Genomic DNA, 16,728 nt, shown 5'->3' with positions numbered 1-16,728 from the left:
GTATTTTTTTTGTAAAAGAGGTACTAAAGCTCGTTTAAAAGGAAACTGACATCAGTTACTTTACTGCCTTCTATTGGAAAAGTTCCTTCTAATTCTTTAGTTTTTACAACCTGCATATTCTGGTCTAAACATTCTATTTTAACCCGAACGTTATTAGCCTCTTCACCGGTTTGAAACAGAACAAAATCATCTGTATAATTAATTCCCCCGTTTGCTGTTGCTTTGCTTCTGGTAACAAACATGTCTTCCTTTACATACGTTCCGTCAGAAACCTTGTAACCGCTTCTTTTTACAGAAACTGTTGTTTTAATGGTTGTATAACTTTTGTCTGCTGTAATATCTGATGACTTCAAACGCAGCGTTCCGGTCCTCGTGATAATATTCAGCGTAACCGGTTCTTCAAACGGAGATGCATACGGCACGGCATCTGATAAGTTTACATGCTGGTTTGCCAATGCCGGCTGAGGAACAATCAGTTCGTTTAAATTGACTGGCATAGGAATCATCTGCTCCGGCACATCACTTGCTACTAATTTGTATTTGCCGCTCTCTAAAGAAAAAGGATACAGCGAACTATAGTTTGCAAAGTAATTTCCATCGTCTTTATAGATAAAAAGAGGTCTTGTCGAGATTCCGACGTTCAGGTTCCAAGGCGCGCCATTTAATTGATAATCTAATGATTTTACGGTGTAACTGTCGTATTTAAGATCATCATTAGAACAGGAAGCCACTACAAAAAGTACCGCCCCCAATGCGAGGAGTATGCTGATAATTTTCTTCATATCGTATTTATTTTAAAAATGAAGAATTCAACTTTTCGCATCTGCCGCGGCTAAAAAATAGTTTCGCTATGGGTATTGTTAATTGAGTAAGGTTTTTGGTTTGGTTCATAATTTTGGTTTTAGATAGTTAGTTAATTAAGTTAAGATTATGAAGCAAAACTATGTATAGCTATCCTCAAAATGGGGTAAATATTGCTTTTCGAAAAGGGTTAAATCGCTATTTATCCCTTTAAAATTGACTATTTACCAATTATTCTTATATTTTTTTATATGATGCAAAAAAATTATCCTAAATAAAAGAACAAATCATAAACAGAAGAAAATAAGACCTTAACGTTCTGCAGCTATTATTTCATAAAAAAACCTCATTACAGTTTTGTAATGAGGTTCTTCATTTTTTAATGCTAATGTTATTTCGATGCTGCATAACGAAACTGCCTGCGATATTCTGCCGGAGTATAATTGTATTTGGCCCTGAAACATTTTCCGAAATATTTGAGATCGTTAAAGCCTACTTCAAAACAAACTTCCTTGATTAATAAATCTTCGTTTTTAAGAAGTTCGGCAGCCTCGCTTAATCGCATATCCCGAATGAATACGACAGGCGAAACTCCGGTGATATTTTTAAGCTTATTAAAAAAACTGGCGCGCGACATGCACATTAATTTTCCTAATTCATCAACAGAAAAGTCTGATTTAGAAATGTTTTCTTTTACCAGTTCGATAACCTGAAGCATGAATTTATTGTCTTTTTGGGAAATCTGCAGCGGATTTTCTTCGGCAATTTCGGCGACACTTCCGGTAGAATACAAGCGCTGTAAACGAATACGCTGTTCTAAAACATTTTTGACTCTTGCCTTTAAAAAACTAACGTTAAAAGGTTTTGTGATATAATCATCGGCTCCATATTCCATTCCTTCTAACTTACTTTCAATTGCGGTTTTGGCACTCAGTAAAATAATGGGAACATGGCTTATTGAAAAGTTATTTCGAATAATTTTAAGCATTTCGATACCGTCAAGTTCAGGCATCATAATATCACTTATTATAAAATCAGGAGCCAGCTCTGCGGCTTTTAAATGACCTTCAATTCCATTTTCGGCAGTATAAACGCTGTAATCATCTTTTAAAATAGAAACAATAAAACCTCTTAATTCCGGATCATCTTCGACTATTAATCCAACAGGCTTTTCTCTAACAGTTTCTTCGATTATTTCATCTTCTACTAATTCTTCATGAGTTTGATTATCAATTAAATGCTCCTTTGCTTTATCGAATATTATTTCTGTATCATCCGCAAAATGGCTGTATCCTTTTAAAAAGCTGATTGTAAAACTGCTTCCTTTACCCACTTTAGTTTCTACAATAATTTCTGCACCGTGTTTATCAACCGAATCTTTTACAATAGAAAGACCAATTCCGGTACTGGGATTAAAAGGATTTTCGTTGTAATTTGAAAAGCGTACAAACAATTTTTTCTGAACCACAGCGCTAATTCCTGGTCCGTTATCGCTTACCTTTAAATACACATTTTTATCAGATTCTTCAACCTGAACCTCAATTACACTTCCTTTTTTGCAATATTTAAATGCGTTAGAAAGCAGGTTTACCAGGATTTTATCCAGATTATCAACATCAGCCCAAATATGCGGTTTGGTATCGGCGGTCGTAACTTTCAATTGTATATTGCGCTGCAAGCTGGTTTCTTTAAAATTTTCGCAGACCTCTGTGGCAAATCCGCCTAAATCTATTTCGCGCACCTCAAGTTTTCTATCCTGCATTCTTCTCAAATCTAAAATCTGATTGACCAGGTTGAGTAATTTATTACTGTACTTTTCAATAACACGAAGCTGCGATTTTACCGAATCGTTTATTTCATGATCTGAAAGCATAACTTCCAAGGGCGCCGTAATCATCGTAAGCGGCGTACGAATTTCATGCGATATATCTGTAAAGAAATTTAACTTCAACTCACTCACTTCTTTTTGAACCCTTACATCATTTCGCAGTTTCAAAATGGTCAAAATTCCTCTTCGAATGAGCAAAAACAAACCAACTCCCATTAAAAAGTAGCAGAAATAAGCAAAATAAGTTCCCCAGACAGAAGGCCGAATTGTAATTTTAATCTGTCTCTCGTTGTCCAGCCATAAATTGTGGCCGTTTGTAGAAGATACGATCAAGGTGTAACTTCCTCTGCCCAGATTGGTATAATTAATTGACTGGCCTCCTTTAAGATAATTCCACTCTTTATCAATACCTTCCAGTTTGTAACGGTAGACAATATTTTCATTTTTAATAAAATCTAAAGCCGAAAACTGGACTCTGAAAAAATTCTGATCGTGCTGCAGCGTAACTTCTTTGAGTAAATCGGTATTTTTGGGAGTTTCCGGATTGATTTCAAATAATTCTTTATTGTTTACTAAAAATCCTGAAATCGCCAAATAAGGTTTAAACGTTGAAGGTTTAATGGCTTCCGGTTTAAAATACAATACGCCGTCTGAATATCCCAAAACAATTTCTCCATTTGCGAGTCTGCATCTTGTAGCTTCCGAAAAGATTTCTGTTCCAATAATCGACTTCAGTTCCGGAAAAGTTTCGCAGCTGTTATTTTTAGGATCAAACCTTACAATCTGGCTGTCGCCCATAAGCCAGATTTTACCAAATTTATCCTCCTGCATACCCACAACTCCTTCTAATGGAAACCCAAAATTTTCACTCCAAAAAGTTTTAACATCTACGTGATCCTGCTTGTCTACATGAACGAGAATCAGTCCTTTTCCGTTAGTTGCCAAGGCCAGACGGTTATCTGCAGTAACTATAATATCTAAAATATCGTTTCCGGATGCATGAAAATGTTCTTTAAACTGTATTTTGTCTGCCGGTTTGTTGGTAGAAGAAAAAGAAAACAATTTGTACGACGAAATAAAAAAGATTCTATGATCTTTTGTTTCTACAATTGAGCGAACTTTATCTGCGCTTCCGATTGGATAATTTTTCAGTTCGTTTCTATAACTTATAAAACTGATTTTATCGCCCGATTCCCGAATTAAATCAATTCCGCCTCCCCATGTTCCAAAGTAAATCTGACCATTTGAAGCCTGAAAAATTTTGTAAACATCATTAGAGCTAATACTGTATTTATCATCCTTATCGTATTGATAGTGATCTACTTTAAAATTGTAGGACTGTGATTTTGGTGTTAAACAAAAGACACCGTTTCCTCTGGTTCCAATCCAAACTCTGTTTTGAGAGTCCTGCATCATGCTGTAAATATCCGCTCCCCAGTCCGAACCGCTTTCAGATAAAATACCGTCTGATCCTAAAAAGCCGATTTTTCGTTTTTGAGAATCAAAAATTTCGATTTTTTCATCACGGCTGGCCGCCCAAAGATTGCCTTTGTTATCTGTCATCAAACTTCGAACATTGTGTTTTTTACTGCCCGATGTATGCAAGTCCAGGGTTAAGAAGTTACTGTTGTTAAAGGTGATCAAATCTAAGCCCTGTTTAAAAGAACAAAACCAAAGATTGCCTAATTTATCAAACATGGCGGTATGCATGACATCCGAAACCGTTTCTTTTGATTCCTTGATACAACGCATTACAGATGATAATTTGTTCTGTTTTTCATCCCAGTAACAAAATGCTCCTTTTGTCGACTGGATCCAGACTGTTCCGTTTGGAGCTGTAAGCAGAAAACTCTTTTGTTTACCCGCGGTTGTAACAGACTCGCTTGCATCTACCTGCAGCTGTTTTAGTTTTCGCGTAAGCAGATCAAACTGGAATACGCCAGACGGACTGTCAAACCAAAATAGTCTTGAACTGGTCAAGCCCAGAAAATTAATACTTTCGTTTACTAAACCCGGAAGTGTTTTTTTGTTGTAGTGCTCAAATTTTCCGGTTTTTATATCATAAAGGCAAAAACCGCTGCCTTTCGTTACAATCAAAACGGTATTGTCTGCCACTGTATTTACAAGTAGAATATCATCTTTGATTCCTAAATCCAAATCAAAAAAAGTACTTGATTTTTTGTTATATCGTGTAAACTTGCCGCGATCTCCTCCAAACCAAAGATCTTCTTTTGTTTCATCAGCGATATTAAACGAAGATTTTCCGTACTGTCCCGTCATATTCGAAAAGAAATATTCAGGTACTTTGCTCGACTTATTTAACCTGCAGATTCCGGCATCGGTTAAAAACCAAGTTGTTCCTGATTTGTCTTCAAAAACATCTGTAATTTTTCCGAATTGTCTGGCCGAATCAAAAGTAATGCGTTTGGTTTGCTTATTCGGTTCAAAAACAATCATAAAGTTTTTATCTGTGGGAAAAAGCCATGTTCTTCCGGAAGGCATAATCTTAAAATGATCAAAAGTTACAGCGGGCGATTTTCCTTCTATCGGATTATGAAAATTCAGCTCATTGGTATCAAAGTAGTAAATATCATTTTTTTCAGACTGAATCCAGATTCGGCCCTGATTATCAAACTTAAATTTAGAGACACGATTTGATTGTATGTTAAGCGAAAGATCTTGTTTTACTTTAAATTTACTAAAAGTATTTCCGTCGTACCGAATTAATCCGTTGAAAGATGCCAGCCAGATAAATCCTTTTTTATCTTGCTGAATGCCCAAAACGCGCGACTGGCTCAGCTTACCATCATTAGAAAAATGCGTAAGAATACCTTTTGGCTGCCCTGTAGAAATGGTGCACATCAAAATAAATAAAACAACGATTATCTTATGCTTCAACATACTTTATTTGTTTTTAACGGAAATGACAAAAATATCAAAATTACTTTCCTAACCTAAAACAGTATCCAGATTTAGCAAAACAGCCTATATTAAATAGTGATTTGTCATCCTTTATTAATTTTTGCAAAATGAACAAAAAATACCCTTAAGCTTTACAACACCCTTTAAATAGCAATTAATCCTAAAGTGAAATAGAGAAACCTATAATTTTGTATTGCTGATTTGTAATTGTCACCAATTCAACATTTCAGAAAAATCTACTAACTATTAAACCAAAATTACCAGATAATTAAATGAAAAAAGTATACAAATTTATGTTTGTGCTAAATTTATTAGCAATAAACACTTTTGCACAGGAAAACCCCGCTTTTAAAAATCCAAATCTGCCTATTGAACAGCGTGTTGATGATCTTGTATCGAGAATGACTATTGATGAAAAAATCAGTCAGCTGATGGATTCTTCTCCTGCGATCGAACGTCTCGGAATTCCCGAGTACAATTGGTGGAACGAATCCTTGCATGGCGTTGCGCGTGCAGGATATGCGACTGTTTTTCCGCAGTCTATTTCAATTGCCTCATCTTGGGACCGTCAGTTAATTTATGATGTGGCCAATGTTATTTCGGATGAAGCGCGCGCCAAACACCACGAGTATTTAAGACGCGGGCAGCATGGTATGTATCAGGGATTAACATTTTGGTCTCCAAACATCAATATTTTTCGTGATCCTCGATGGGGCCGCGGACACGAAACCTATGGCGAAGATCCTTATCTAACCAGTCAATTGGGACTTAAATATGTAAAAGGTCTTCAGGGCACAGATCCAAAATATCTGAAAGTAATCGCTACGGCCAAACATTTTGCTGTACACTCGGGCCCTGAACCCTCCAGACATCAGTTTAATGCAGAAACCAGTGACATTGATCTTTATGAAACGTATCTGCCTGCTTTTCGTGCTTTGGTACAAGAAGGAAATGTATATTCGGTTATGGGCGCTTACAACCGCTTTCGAGGAGAATCCTGCAGTGCGAGTCCGTTTTTGTTTAATATTCTTCGAAATGACTGGGGATTTAACGGCTACATCGTATCAGATTGCGGTGCTGTTACAGACATTTGGAAATACCACAAAATAACACCCGATGCTGCTTCAGCATCAGCTTTGGCAGTAAAAGAAGGTCTGGATTTAGAATGCGGCAGCAATTACAAATCGTTAAAAGAAGCGCTGGACCGCAAACTAATTACCGAAGCCGATATTGATCTTACCATAAAACGATTGTTTACCGCCCGTTTTAAACTAGGAATGTTTGATCCTGACGAAATTGTGCCTTATGCCCAGATTCCTTTTTCTGTAAATAATAATGAAGCCCACAGTTTATTGGCCCGTACTGCATCTCAAAAAAGTATTGTGCTTTTAAAGAATCAAAATCAAATATTACCACTTTCAAAAAAAATCAAAACCGTTGCTGTTATTGGGCCAAATGCCGATGATATTCAATCTTTATGGGGAAATTATAACGGAATTCCGTCTAATCCGGTGACGGTTCTGAAAGGAATTCAAAACAAACTGGAGCCAGATTCAAAAGTTTTATATGCACAGGGAACACAGCTTGCCAAAGGAATTCCGGCAATGAAAGTTATTCCGTCTGCTTATTTTCAGAATGCTGAGGGAATTCAGGGTTTAACGGGCGAATATTTTGACAATAGTAAATGGGAAGGAAAACCTATTTTTACGCGTACAGATCAGAATATCGACTTTCACTGGGATATCGACACGCCAGATCCGCGCATGAAAATAGGCAATTACAGCGTAAGATGGACGGGTTATATTACAGCACCAAAAACGGGAGTTTACAGCATTTCTGAATGGGCAAAACCTTTTATGACGGTTGAAATCGAAACAGGAAAAACATCAGGAGGAAAAAATAATCATCATCCCCGTATTCGATCGCAAAAATTAACCTTAGAAGCCGGAAAAAAATATAAAATAGAAGTAAAATACCAAAACTTTTATGGTGATGCGATTGCACAGCTTTTGTGGGCTGAACCCGAAGAAAATCTGCTGGAAAAAGCAGTTGAAACCGCGAAACAGGCAGATGCCGTAATTTTAGTATTAGGATTAAATGAACGATTAGAAGGCGAAGAAATGAAAGTTGAAGCAGCTGGTTTTAACGGCGGAGACCGCACCAGTCTTGATCTTCCGGCTAATCAGGAAGAATTAATAAAAGCGATGAAAGCCACTGGAAAACCTGTTGTATTAGTTTTAATAAACGGAAGCGCACTTTCTATAAACTGGGCAAATGATAATATTCCGGCTATTTTAACGGCCGGATATCCAGGCCAGCAGGGCGGAAATGCTATTGCCGATGTGGTATTTGGAGATTATAATCCGGCGGGAAGGCTTCCGGTTACGTATTACAAATCGGTAAAACAGCTTCCTCAGTTTGAAAATTACGCCATGAAAGGACGTACTTATCGTTATTTTGATAAAAAACCGCTCTATCCATTCGGATTTGGTTTGAGCTATACCAAATTCAAATACAGCAACTTACAGATTCCTCCCAACACTACTGCCGAAAATGATTTTAAAATAACGGTAGACGTAACAAACATTGGCGGACGCGACGGCGACGAAGTAGCAGAATTGTATTTGAAAGATGAAAAAGCCTCTACTCCCCGACCAATCTGGCAATTAGAAGGTTTTGAACGTATCAGTTTAAAAAAGGGCGAAACAAAAACGGTTAGTTTTACCATTACACCAAGACAGTTATCGATGATCAACGACAAAAACCAGCTTGTTGTAGAACCGGGATGGTTTACCGTTTCAATTGGCGGCAAACAGCCAGACGGTTCAGCCGATATTCAAACGGGCCGAATCAACATTACAGGAAAAACAATTTTAATGGACAAATAGTTTTTTCCTAATCTACAACTTTACTAACCTAATTTTTATAAAAATGAACCAAAACCTTGCTGTCGCAGATTATGCGGTTTTTATTATTTATTTCATCGTAGTTTCTGTCTACGGTTACACCGTCTATCGTAAACGTAAACAGGACGAACACGATGCTAAAGCTTATTTTCTTGCTGAAGGAAATTTAACCTGGTGGGCCATTGGAGCATCTTTAATCGCCTCCAATATTTCAGCAGAACAATTCATCGGAATGAGCGGTGAAGGTTTCTTTTTAGGAATCGCTGTTGCTGCTTACGAGTGGCTTGCTGCCGTTGCTCTTATTATTGTAGCAGTTTGGTTCATACCTGTTTATCTTAAAAACAAGATCTACACGATGCCTCAGTTTTTAAAAACACGTTACAACGAATCGACGGCTTTGATTATGGCGGTTTTCTGGTTGTTCTTGTATGTTTTTGTAAACTTAACTTCAATCCTTTATTTAGGTGCCGTTGCTATTAACGGACTTGCGGGAGGTGAATACCTCCATGTAATCATGGTTGGATTGGCAGTTTTTGCTTTATTTATCTCTTTAGGAGGAATGAAGGTTGTGGCGTATACAGACGTTATTCAGGTTGCCGTATTAATTATTGGAGGGCTTGTAACTTCTTATATTGCCTTAACAACAGTAGGACAATATTTTGGCGTAGGCGAAAATGCCATTGCAGGTTTTAAAGTTTTAATGAGAGAAGCTCCAGAACATTTCAAAATGATTATTCCAAAACCAACTGCGAATTCTTCTCAATTGGAAATCGACAAATATTTAACTTTCCCTGGTTTGATGTCGTATCTTGCCGGTATCTGGATTATCAACTTAAACTATTGGGGCTGTAACCAATACATTACGCAAAGAGCTCTTGGTGCCGATTTACAAACGGCTCGTACCGGAATTTTGTTTGCAGGTATGCTGAAGTTATTAATGCCGTTAATTGTAATGCTTCCCGGAATTGCGGCTTACGTTTTATACAAAGACGGTCATTTACCGCAGTTAGTGGGCGGAAAAGACGGCGCTTATTCTGCTGTATTGACTTTCCTTCCAACAGGATTAAAAGGACTTTCTGTAGCGGCTTTAACGGCTGCAATCGTAGCTTCATTAGCCGGAAAAGTAAACAGTATTTCTACAATCTACACCTTAGATATTCATAAAAAATACATCCAGAAAGAAGCGGGAGAAAAACAACAGGTAAATATTGGCCGTCTTGCGGTTTTTGCAGCAATGCTTCTAGCGGTATTATTTACATGGAATGATATCTTAGGAATTGGCGGTGTTGGTGGTTTCACTTACATTCAAAAATATACAGGATTCATCAGCCCTGGAGTTTTTGCTATGTTCTTCCTTGGAATGTTTTGGAAAAGAACAACCGGAACTGCAGCAATTGTAGGTGTAATTCTTGGATTTGTATTGTCTGTATTGTTTAACGAATATGCTCCAATGTTATTTGGAAACGAAACTTTATTATACACAGCATACCCTAACGGAAAAGGCGCATTCGAAATTCCGTTCCATATTTGTATGGGATTATCATTTTTCTTTACCATGCTGGCCATGATTCTAATTAGTTTCGCCGGACCAAAAGTGAATCCAAAAGCGTTTGAAATAGACTCTGAAATGTTTAAAGTAAAACCACAAACTACCGTTTTAATCGTAATTACACTATTGATTATTGTAGCATTATATGTGAAATTCTGGTGATATCTTTTTCAAAAAATTGCTGCAAATTCACTTGAAAATAAGTCAATTTCTTTAAATCATTCATAAAATGATTTGTAAATTATAAACTAGCTTACAAGCCAAAAGGCGCCAATTGAATACAATTGGCGCCTTTTTTTATACCTACCCACATAACTAAAAACTTGTATTTATGCGGCAGGGCTCACCCTTTCCTATTTAACAATCAATGCAATACTGGTTTTAGCATACTGGTTAACTGCAATTTTCACCTCATCAAAATCAGGTGCTGAGAGTTTGGGTTTATAATTTTTAGAAAATCCAAATCCTTCTGTCGGATAACCAATCATATTTCTATCACATTTTCCGTTATTATTCAGGTCTTGATAAACCGCAATAGCATAATCGCCATCCGGCAGGTTTTTGAACGTGTAGACCACTTTATTTTCTGCCGCTTTTACTTTTGCGGTGGCAATCTGTGACTCATTATCAAGAAAGCCTTTCTCTTTATCGTACAATCCAAAAAAAACAGATCCTTTGCCTGGTTCCACCCCCGTTACTTCAACGCTGAAATTATGTTGGGCAAAAAGTGCTGAATTAACTGTTACAAGTACTATCAAGCTTATCATTTTAATTTTCATAAGTAATATAATTTAGGATTTACAATAGAACCTTTTCCATCTCCTCTTTCTCTAATGGGTTAAAAAAGTGATTCATTTTTTTTACATTCCCTTTTTTAAAGGCCTGATAGGGTTCTGATTGTGAGAGCAGCCATTTTTTTATCATACTTTTAAAAATGAAGGTGATTCCTTTTTGGAGAGGATGAATTTTCTGGCGGACCATCTCGAAATAATCGTTCAAATTTTGCTCTCGAAAACCTAGAATAGTATCTAAATCTTCACCATCTTTTAAAATCCCGCAGTGAAAATTTTTCTCTGCAAACGCCTTTTGTGGAAAAGCAGCTTCGCCTAAGCCAAATTCAGCAAACATTTTGTCTAGAAAAGATCCATAAGTAATAACACAGTCCTCTCCCCCTCCCAGGTTGAATATTTGTTTCTCTAGTTTTTTTTGATTTTCCACTGCTTTAGCAAAAGCTCTGCCTGTATCTTTTGGCGTACAGATTTCCATTGGCGTATCCAGCGGCATGTGAAACATCAATTTGGATATCTTATGGTTTCCCATAATTGCAGCGAGACGAAAAATACTCCATGATAATTTGGATTTTGCAATCAACGACTCACACAACACCTTTGTTTCTCCATACTGATCACCAGGGCTAGGCTGCAAAACATCATTGATACTGATCTCGGGATTCTTCATCCTGTCACCATAAACTGAAATACTGGAACTAAAAATCAAATAACAATCTGGTGAATTCTGCTCTAAAGCGTAAATAAGATTTTCGGTCCCTCTCACATTGACACTGTAAGCCATCTCCGGATTTATATCTGCAAGAGGTGGAATAACCGCTGCCAAATGGATCGCTGCATCTTTATTTTGGGTAACTTTCAGTACTTCTTCTCTATTGCTGATATCGCCATAAATAATCTCTACACGAGATCGAAAGGGAGCCAGTTTTTTTACCGAATTTTGGGTTTTTAAATCAAAAACAGTTATTTCATAATCGGTATGCCCAACCAGATGCTGCAAGGTTTCAATTCCTACAGTTCCAGAGGCACCGGTCATCAGTATTTTTTTTCGTGATATCTTATTTTCCATTTTTTTTAATTTAACATTAGTCTTTTTCAATCCGATTAAATTTTGATTAAAAAGCTATATTTGTTATACAATATGTTCACTATTTAACGTTGTGTTCTTTTTTGATCACTACGTAAAACTATTAAAGAAGAATGTATTTACTGTTTCAAAAACGGATGCTGCTGTTCATTAGCGAACAAAGACTACTGCTTTTGTAGCGTATGTAAAATAATTTATGATGGATTTAAGAAAAGACAGAAGGGTTCAGTATACTAAAAAAATATTGCGTGAGGCATTATTTAGTTTACTGAACGAGAGGGAATTGAGCGAGATTACCATAACCGAACTGTGTAAAACAGCCGATGTCAACCGCAATACATTTTATCGGCATTATACTATTCCGCTGGATATACTGCTTGAAATAGAAGATGATGTTTTTGAAAAACTCTCAGTGGTTTTGCGTAAAAGCACCAATATGGATGATGTGATACTGCTCAGCTGCCAGTTACTGGAAAGCGACAAGCAGATGAGTAAAATTGTGTTTACCAAAGCGGATGGAAGCGGAATTCTGTCCCGAATCCTGGCAAGTGTCCGGAATAATTTTCCAGTTGAAAATCAAATAGAACTTACTGACGAAGCGAAGCCTTTTGTTGAAATGGCCTACCAGTTTGGCGAAAAAGGAAGTATTGCTGTCATCAAAAATTGGATCGAAAATGATTTCTCTATTCCTGCTGAAAGTATTGCACAAATGATAAGTTATCTGGTAAATAAGCTCAATAAATTATAGCCATTTTTATAAGTCGCCACTTCTGGATTTGATCATTAACAGCGCTTACATCAGAAAAATGGCTGTCACAAAGATTCCAGCAGACAGATTTTTATTAAATTAGCACAAACAAACTAAATTATGGAACTTAAAAACATTGTGGATCGTACATCAGAAAAAGCGATGAGTTTTGTCGATAATTTTGAAATTCTCGATTTAAGTAATTTGGATAATAATCACTTTTTTTCCTTCAATTATTCCCGAAAGACATTCTACACGGCCACCTTGTTACAAGGAGATTATCATATTGAATTTGAAGATGAAAAAATTGAGTTAACGGGCAATACGCTGCTATTTACAACTTCCAAAATTCCTTTCGGTATTGATACCGTAACTGGAATTTATAAAGGTATCAGCTGTATTTTCAAAGAAGAGTTTATAACTAAAAATAATAGTGGTTACCGTTTGCTGGAATTTCCAATATACAAACCAGGCAGACAAAATATTTATTCGCTGACCGATGAACAAGCCGAAAATTTTACAGCCATTTATGCTAAGATTTTCGATGAAAAGCGCGATAACGGTCATTATAAAGAAAGTTTACAACGCAACTACCTTCTTGAACTTATTTTTAATGCCCAAAAGCTTGACCCTGCGGCATCCTACATCAAGAAAAACAATACTACTGAAGAGATAGCCTGTTCCTTTATAAGACTATTGGAATCACAATTTCCTATCGACAATCCGCAAGATGTTATTAAACTAAAAACTGCCGGTGAATTCGCAGAACATTTATCGCTGCATCCCAATTATTTAAACCGTCAGGTGAAGCTTTCAAAAGGAAGAACCGTCAGCGATATCATTAATGCAAGGATTGAGCAGGAAGCAAAGATTCTACTGAAATTGACCAATTGGAATATTGCAGAGATTGCCAATTCATTAGGCTTTGAAGAGCCTTCCCACTTTAATACATTCTTCAAAAAGCATACTAAAGCTGCTCCCACAGATTATAGAAAATTAAAAAGAGAGTAACCCTTATGCCCTTTTTAAACTAAAAAGTTTGATTTAGGTAAGGATTGGTTTTAATTACGTTATATTCCGAAATGCCATTAGCGCGACCTTTGTCTTATAATTTTAAATAATAAAAATGACAAAGATAGCATTAGTGACCGGTGCCAATAAAGGCATTGGTTTTGAAACAGCAAAACAACTTGCACAAAAGAACATTAAGGTTTTATTAGGAGCCAGAAATGAAACCGAAGGAAAAAAGGCAGAAACGGCTTTACGTGATTTGTCGTTAGAGGTTACCTACGTAAAACTGGACATCAGTAATTCAGAAGATATCGCGGCCGTTACAAGCTACATTGAAAGCCAATATGGTGTATTGGACATTTTGGTCAATAACGCCGCAGTATTTCTTGACGGTGAGTGGTTCGGCAATAATGTAGAATCGGTACCTATGAAAACACTTCGTGACACCTTTGATATCAATTACTTTGGAACAGTCGAACTTACCCAGGCATTGTTGCCGCTAATTAAAAAAAGTGATGCAGGCCGTATTGTAAATATCAGCAGTTTATCTGGTTCATTTGGAGTTCATCTTGATGAAAATCATTGGCTGTATCAATTAAAACCTTATACGTACAGTGCTTCTAAAACTGCATTGAACCAATTTACGGTTTTCCTTGCAAATGCACTTAAGGCAACCAATATCAAAGTAAACGCAGCAAGTCCGGGATGGGTAAAAACATCTATTGGATCAGATCAGGCGCCGCTTACACCAGAAGAAGGTGCAAAAACAGGCGTTGCATTAGCTTTGCTGGAGGATAATGGTCCAACAGGAACTTTTTCTCAATCTGGTGAGGTATTTCCGTGGTAATTTGGAAAAAATAGTAAACTGATTTATGTTAGGCTGTTTATTTACCGAAATATTTATTCTATATTAAATAGGGTGAAAATATAACGGTAAATAAACAGTTTCTATAAAAGTCATTATTATAGAAATTTCTGAATGTCCCTACAGAACCCTATGTTAACCAAGCCCATTATCGGTGGACTTTACTGATGCCGCGCTGGGTAAGAGCGATAACGACAAACCCAGCTTACGCGGCAATTATTATTTTGAAAAATCTTCTTCTGTCATTGCATTATTTAAGAATACCCCTGTATTATTCCCTGTCGATACAGCGTATGATACTGCACGAATAGGATTGGTACTGTCTCCAGAAGCGAATATATTTTCCACAGTGGTCTGCTGAAATCCATCTACTTTGATAAGTCCCTGTTCCGTCAGTTCACAACCCAGTAATTCGGGGATTTTACAGTGCTGTTCAAAAGGAGGTCTCGAATAAATCGTTTTCAATTCAAAACTTGAATGGTCTGAAAAAATTATTTCTTCAACAACACCGTTTTTATGTTTCAATGAGGTGATTTCCTTTTCAACTATTGAAATATTGTGCCTTTTGATTTCATCGGTCTGCTCTTGTGTCAATTCCGATTTTCCATTGGTAAACAGGGTCAGATCCTTTGTCCAGTTGCGAATAAGCCGGGACAAATGAAATGCACCATATCCATTTGCCAAAATCCCTGTTTTTTGATTCTTTACTTCATAGCCGTGGCAATACGGGCAATGAAGTACACTGATTCCCCAACATTCAGAAAATCCCTCAATTTTTAGCATGCTGTCTTTTAAACCTGCTGCAAAAATGAGTTTTTTTGCTGCAAATACTTTTCCTGATTGTGTTGAAATCTCAAATCCTTTATCGGTTTTTCTTCCACTAACAGCAAGGTCCGTTACAAATTTTACTGTGTCGTATTTCAAAACTTCTTTCTTTGCTTTATCCGCGATAACGGCTGGCGCTATTCCATCTTGCGTCAAGAAGTTATGTGAATGGGGAGTCTGTCTGTTGCAAGGCAGACCGCTGTCAATAATCAAGACATTTCTTAATGCCCGTCCCAAGGCCATTGCTGCCGAAAGTCCTGCATAACTTCCTCCAACTATAATTACGTCAAAATTTTTGTTATCTTTCATTTCATTAAAATTTAAAAATGATGTTAATGGTAAAGGTAAAGCTAAAACTGATAAAGCCAGTCCGCCTTGTTTTATCAGTTCTCGTCTTGATATTTTTTTCGCTTCAGCCATTTGTTTTATAGATCTGTGTCGTTTCTTAAAGTGCAAGGCTCCATAACGCGATCCGTTCCGCGATTGCCTCGGGTGCCTCGATGTGAAGGAAGTGGCCGATGTCTGGGACGACCTCCATTGCATGCTGGGCGGCGAACCGATGTCGGTCGTCAACCTGCGCGGGGAGGATGCAGTCGTCGTTGGCACCGTAAAGCTGCAACAGGGGCACCTTGATCGGCTTAGACATGCGTCGCGTCGCCCCAATCATGCCAGGTCGCAACATCGCCCGGTAGTACTTTAGAGGTGCAGGCATGCTCGCCCGCAGGTGCTCATGCAGCTCCGCCTTGAGAGCAGGATCGAGCGAGAAGCCGGGCGACCACTGACGCCAGAGGTGGTCGATGAGGGATAGATCGCGGGCGGTGGCTACCCAGCCGCTTCCTGGCAGTTGAAAAAGCCCCATGTACCAACTCCGGCGTAGCTGAGCCAGGTGCGTTAGCCGGCTCATGAACGTGAGTGGGTGAGGGATTCCTAGCGCGACCGCACGTACAATCTTCTCCGGTGCTGTAACGCAGGCATCGTATGTGATCAGAGCGCCCCAGTCGTGGCCAATCAACTCCACAGGCCGTCCCGGAGACCAGCGGTCGATTAGTGCGAGCACGTCGCTGGTGAGGGATACAAAGTCGAACGGCCCAGCGGTTGGGGACGGAGAGTAACCGCGAAGCCAAGGTGCGACGACGTAACGTCCGCGACGGCCGAGCTCGGCCAGGAAGAGCCTCGCGGTCGGTGGATGGTCTGGGAAGCCGTGCAAGAAGACAGTTGGTTGACCATTTGGATCACCACCCTGCAGTGCGTGAAAGGTTCCATGTGGCAGGTCGAAGGTGACGTGTTCGAACTCCATGTGTGTCATCTCTTCTCCAGGAGTCGTTGAATGAGAGACGATGTCTTTGCTTTTTGATATGAACTCACCTTGTTCTGATTCGCTGCGAATTTTCTCCATTG

The 16,728-nt window shown here is 38.1% G+C and carries 11 protein-coding genes; 5 read left to right on the top strand and 6 right to left on the bottom strand.

The features are described 5' to 3' along the window. Positions 1 to 23 precede the first annotated feature (23 nt). Both BKM63_RS16615 and BKM63_RS16610 read right to left on the bottom strand, forming a co-directional pair. Entirely contained in the window at positions 24 to 782 is a 759-nt protein-coding gene (locus BKM63_RS16615) for a hypothetical protein (protein ID WP_071637702.1), read from the bottom strand. A 410-nt stretch (positions 783 to 1,192) separates the two neighbouring features. Further along, positions 1,193 to 5,530, bottom strand: a complete 4,338-nt coding sequence (locus tag BKM63_RS16610) for a hybrid sensor histidine kinase/response regulator transcription factor (protein ID WP_083572264.1) — start codon at positions 5,528 to 5,530, stop codon at positions 1,193 to 1,195. A 293-nt stretch (positions 5,531 to 5,823) separates the two neighbouring features. Between BKM63_RS16610 and BKM63_RS16605 the strand changes: the two genes are divergently transcribed. Then, entirely contained in the window at positions 5,824 to 8,439 is a 2,616-nt protein-coding gene (locus tag BKM63_RS16605) for a beta-glucosidase (protein ID WP_071637700.1), read from the top strand. Positions 8,440 to 8,482: 43 nt separating this feature from the next. Then, entirely contained in the window at positions 8,483 to 10,168 is a 1,686-nt protein-coding gene (locus BKM63_RS16600) for a sodium/sugar symporter (protein ID WP_071637699.1), read from the top strand. A gap of 191 nt (positions 10,169 to 10,359) precedes the next feature. Here BKM63_RS16600 and BKM63_RS16595 read toward each other — a convergent pair whose 3' ends face one another. Both BKM63_RS16595 and BKM63_RS16590 read right to left on the bottom strand, forming a co-directional pair. Next, positions 10,360 to 10,785: a DUF2141 domain-containing protein gene (locus BKM63_RS16595; protein WP_083572263.1), complete on the bottom strand. Its 426-nt coding sequence runs from the start codon at positions 10,783 to 10,785 to the stop codon at positions 10,360 to 10,362. A 19-nt stretch (positions 10,786 to 10,804) separates the two neighbouring features. Beyond that, the gene (locus BKM63_RS16590; RefSeq protein ID WP_071638141.1) at positions 10,805 to 11,863 is read right to left on the bottom strand and encodes an NAD-dependent epimerase/dehydratase family protein; all 1,059 of its coding nucleotides are present in this window, start codon (positions 11,861 to 11,863) and stop codon (positions 10,805 to 10,807) included. Between the two features lie 214 nt (positions 11,864 to 12,077). Here BKM63_RS16590 and BKM63_RS16585 point away from each other — a divergent pair, with 214 nt between their 5' ends. The 3 genes from BKM63_RS16585 to BKM63_RS16575 all read left to right on the top strand — a co-directional run bounded on the left by BKM63_RS16585 (position 12,078) and on the right by BKM63_RS16575 (position 14,487). Continuing rightward, a complete protein-coding gene (locus BKM63_RS16585; RefSeq protein WP_123907085.1) occupies positions 12,078 to 12,629 on the top strand; it encodes a TetR/AcrR family transcriptional regulator in 552 nt (183 codons plus the stop codon). A 120-nt stretch (positions 12,630 to 12,749) separates the two neighbouring features. Continuing rightward, on the top strand, positions 12,750 to 13,640 hold the full coding sequence (locus tag BKM63_RS16580) for a helix-turn-helix domain-containing protein (RefSeq protein ID WP_071637697.1): 891 nt from the start codon (positions 12,750 to 12,752) through the stop codon (positions 13,638 to 13,640). Between the two features lie 115 nt (positions 13,641 to 13,755). Further along, a complete protein-coding gene (locus BKM63_RS16575; protein WP_071637696.1) occupies positions 13,756 to 14,487 on the top strand; it encodes an SDR family oxidoreductase in 732 nt (243 codons plus the stop codon). 237 nt (positions 14,488 to 14,724) lie between these two features. On the opposite strand, the gene BKM63_RS16570 is transcribed toward BKM63_RS16575, so the two are convergent. After that, complete coding sequence (locus BKM63_RS16570) at positions 14,725 to 15,750, bottom strand: NAD(P)/FAD-dependent oxidoreductase (protein WP_083572262.1); 1,026 nt, start codon at positions 15,748 to 15,750, stop codon at positions 14,725 to 14,727. A 25-nt stretch (positions 15,751 to 15,775) separates the two neighbouring features. Further along, entirely contained in the window at positions 15,776 to 16,726 is a 951-nt protein-coding gene (locus BKM63_RS16565; RefSeq protein WP_207539273.1) for an alpha/beta fold hydrolase, read from the bottom strand. Between the last annotated feature and the right edge of the window lie 2 nt (positions 16,727 to 16,728).

Source organism: Flavobacterium johnsoniae, assembly GCF_001879205.1.
Taxonomy (GTDB): domain Bacteria; phylum Bacteroidota; class Bacteroidia; order Flavobacteriales; family Flavobacteriaceae; genus Flavobacterium; species Flavobacterium johnsoniae_A.
The sequence above is the reverse complement of the archived record's forward strand: the minus strand, read 5'-3'. Positions and strand labels throughout refer to the sequence as shown.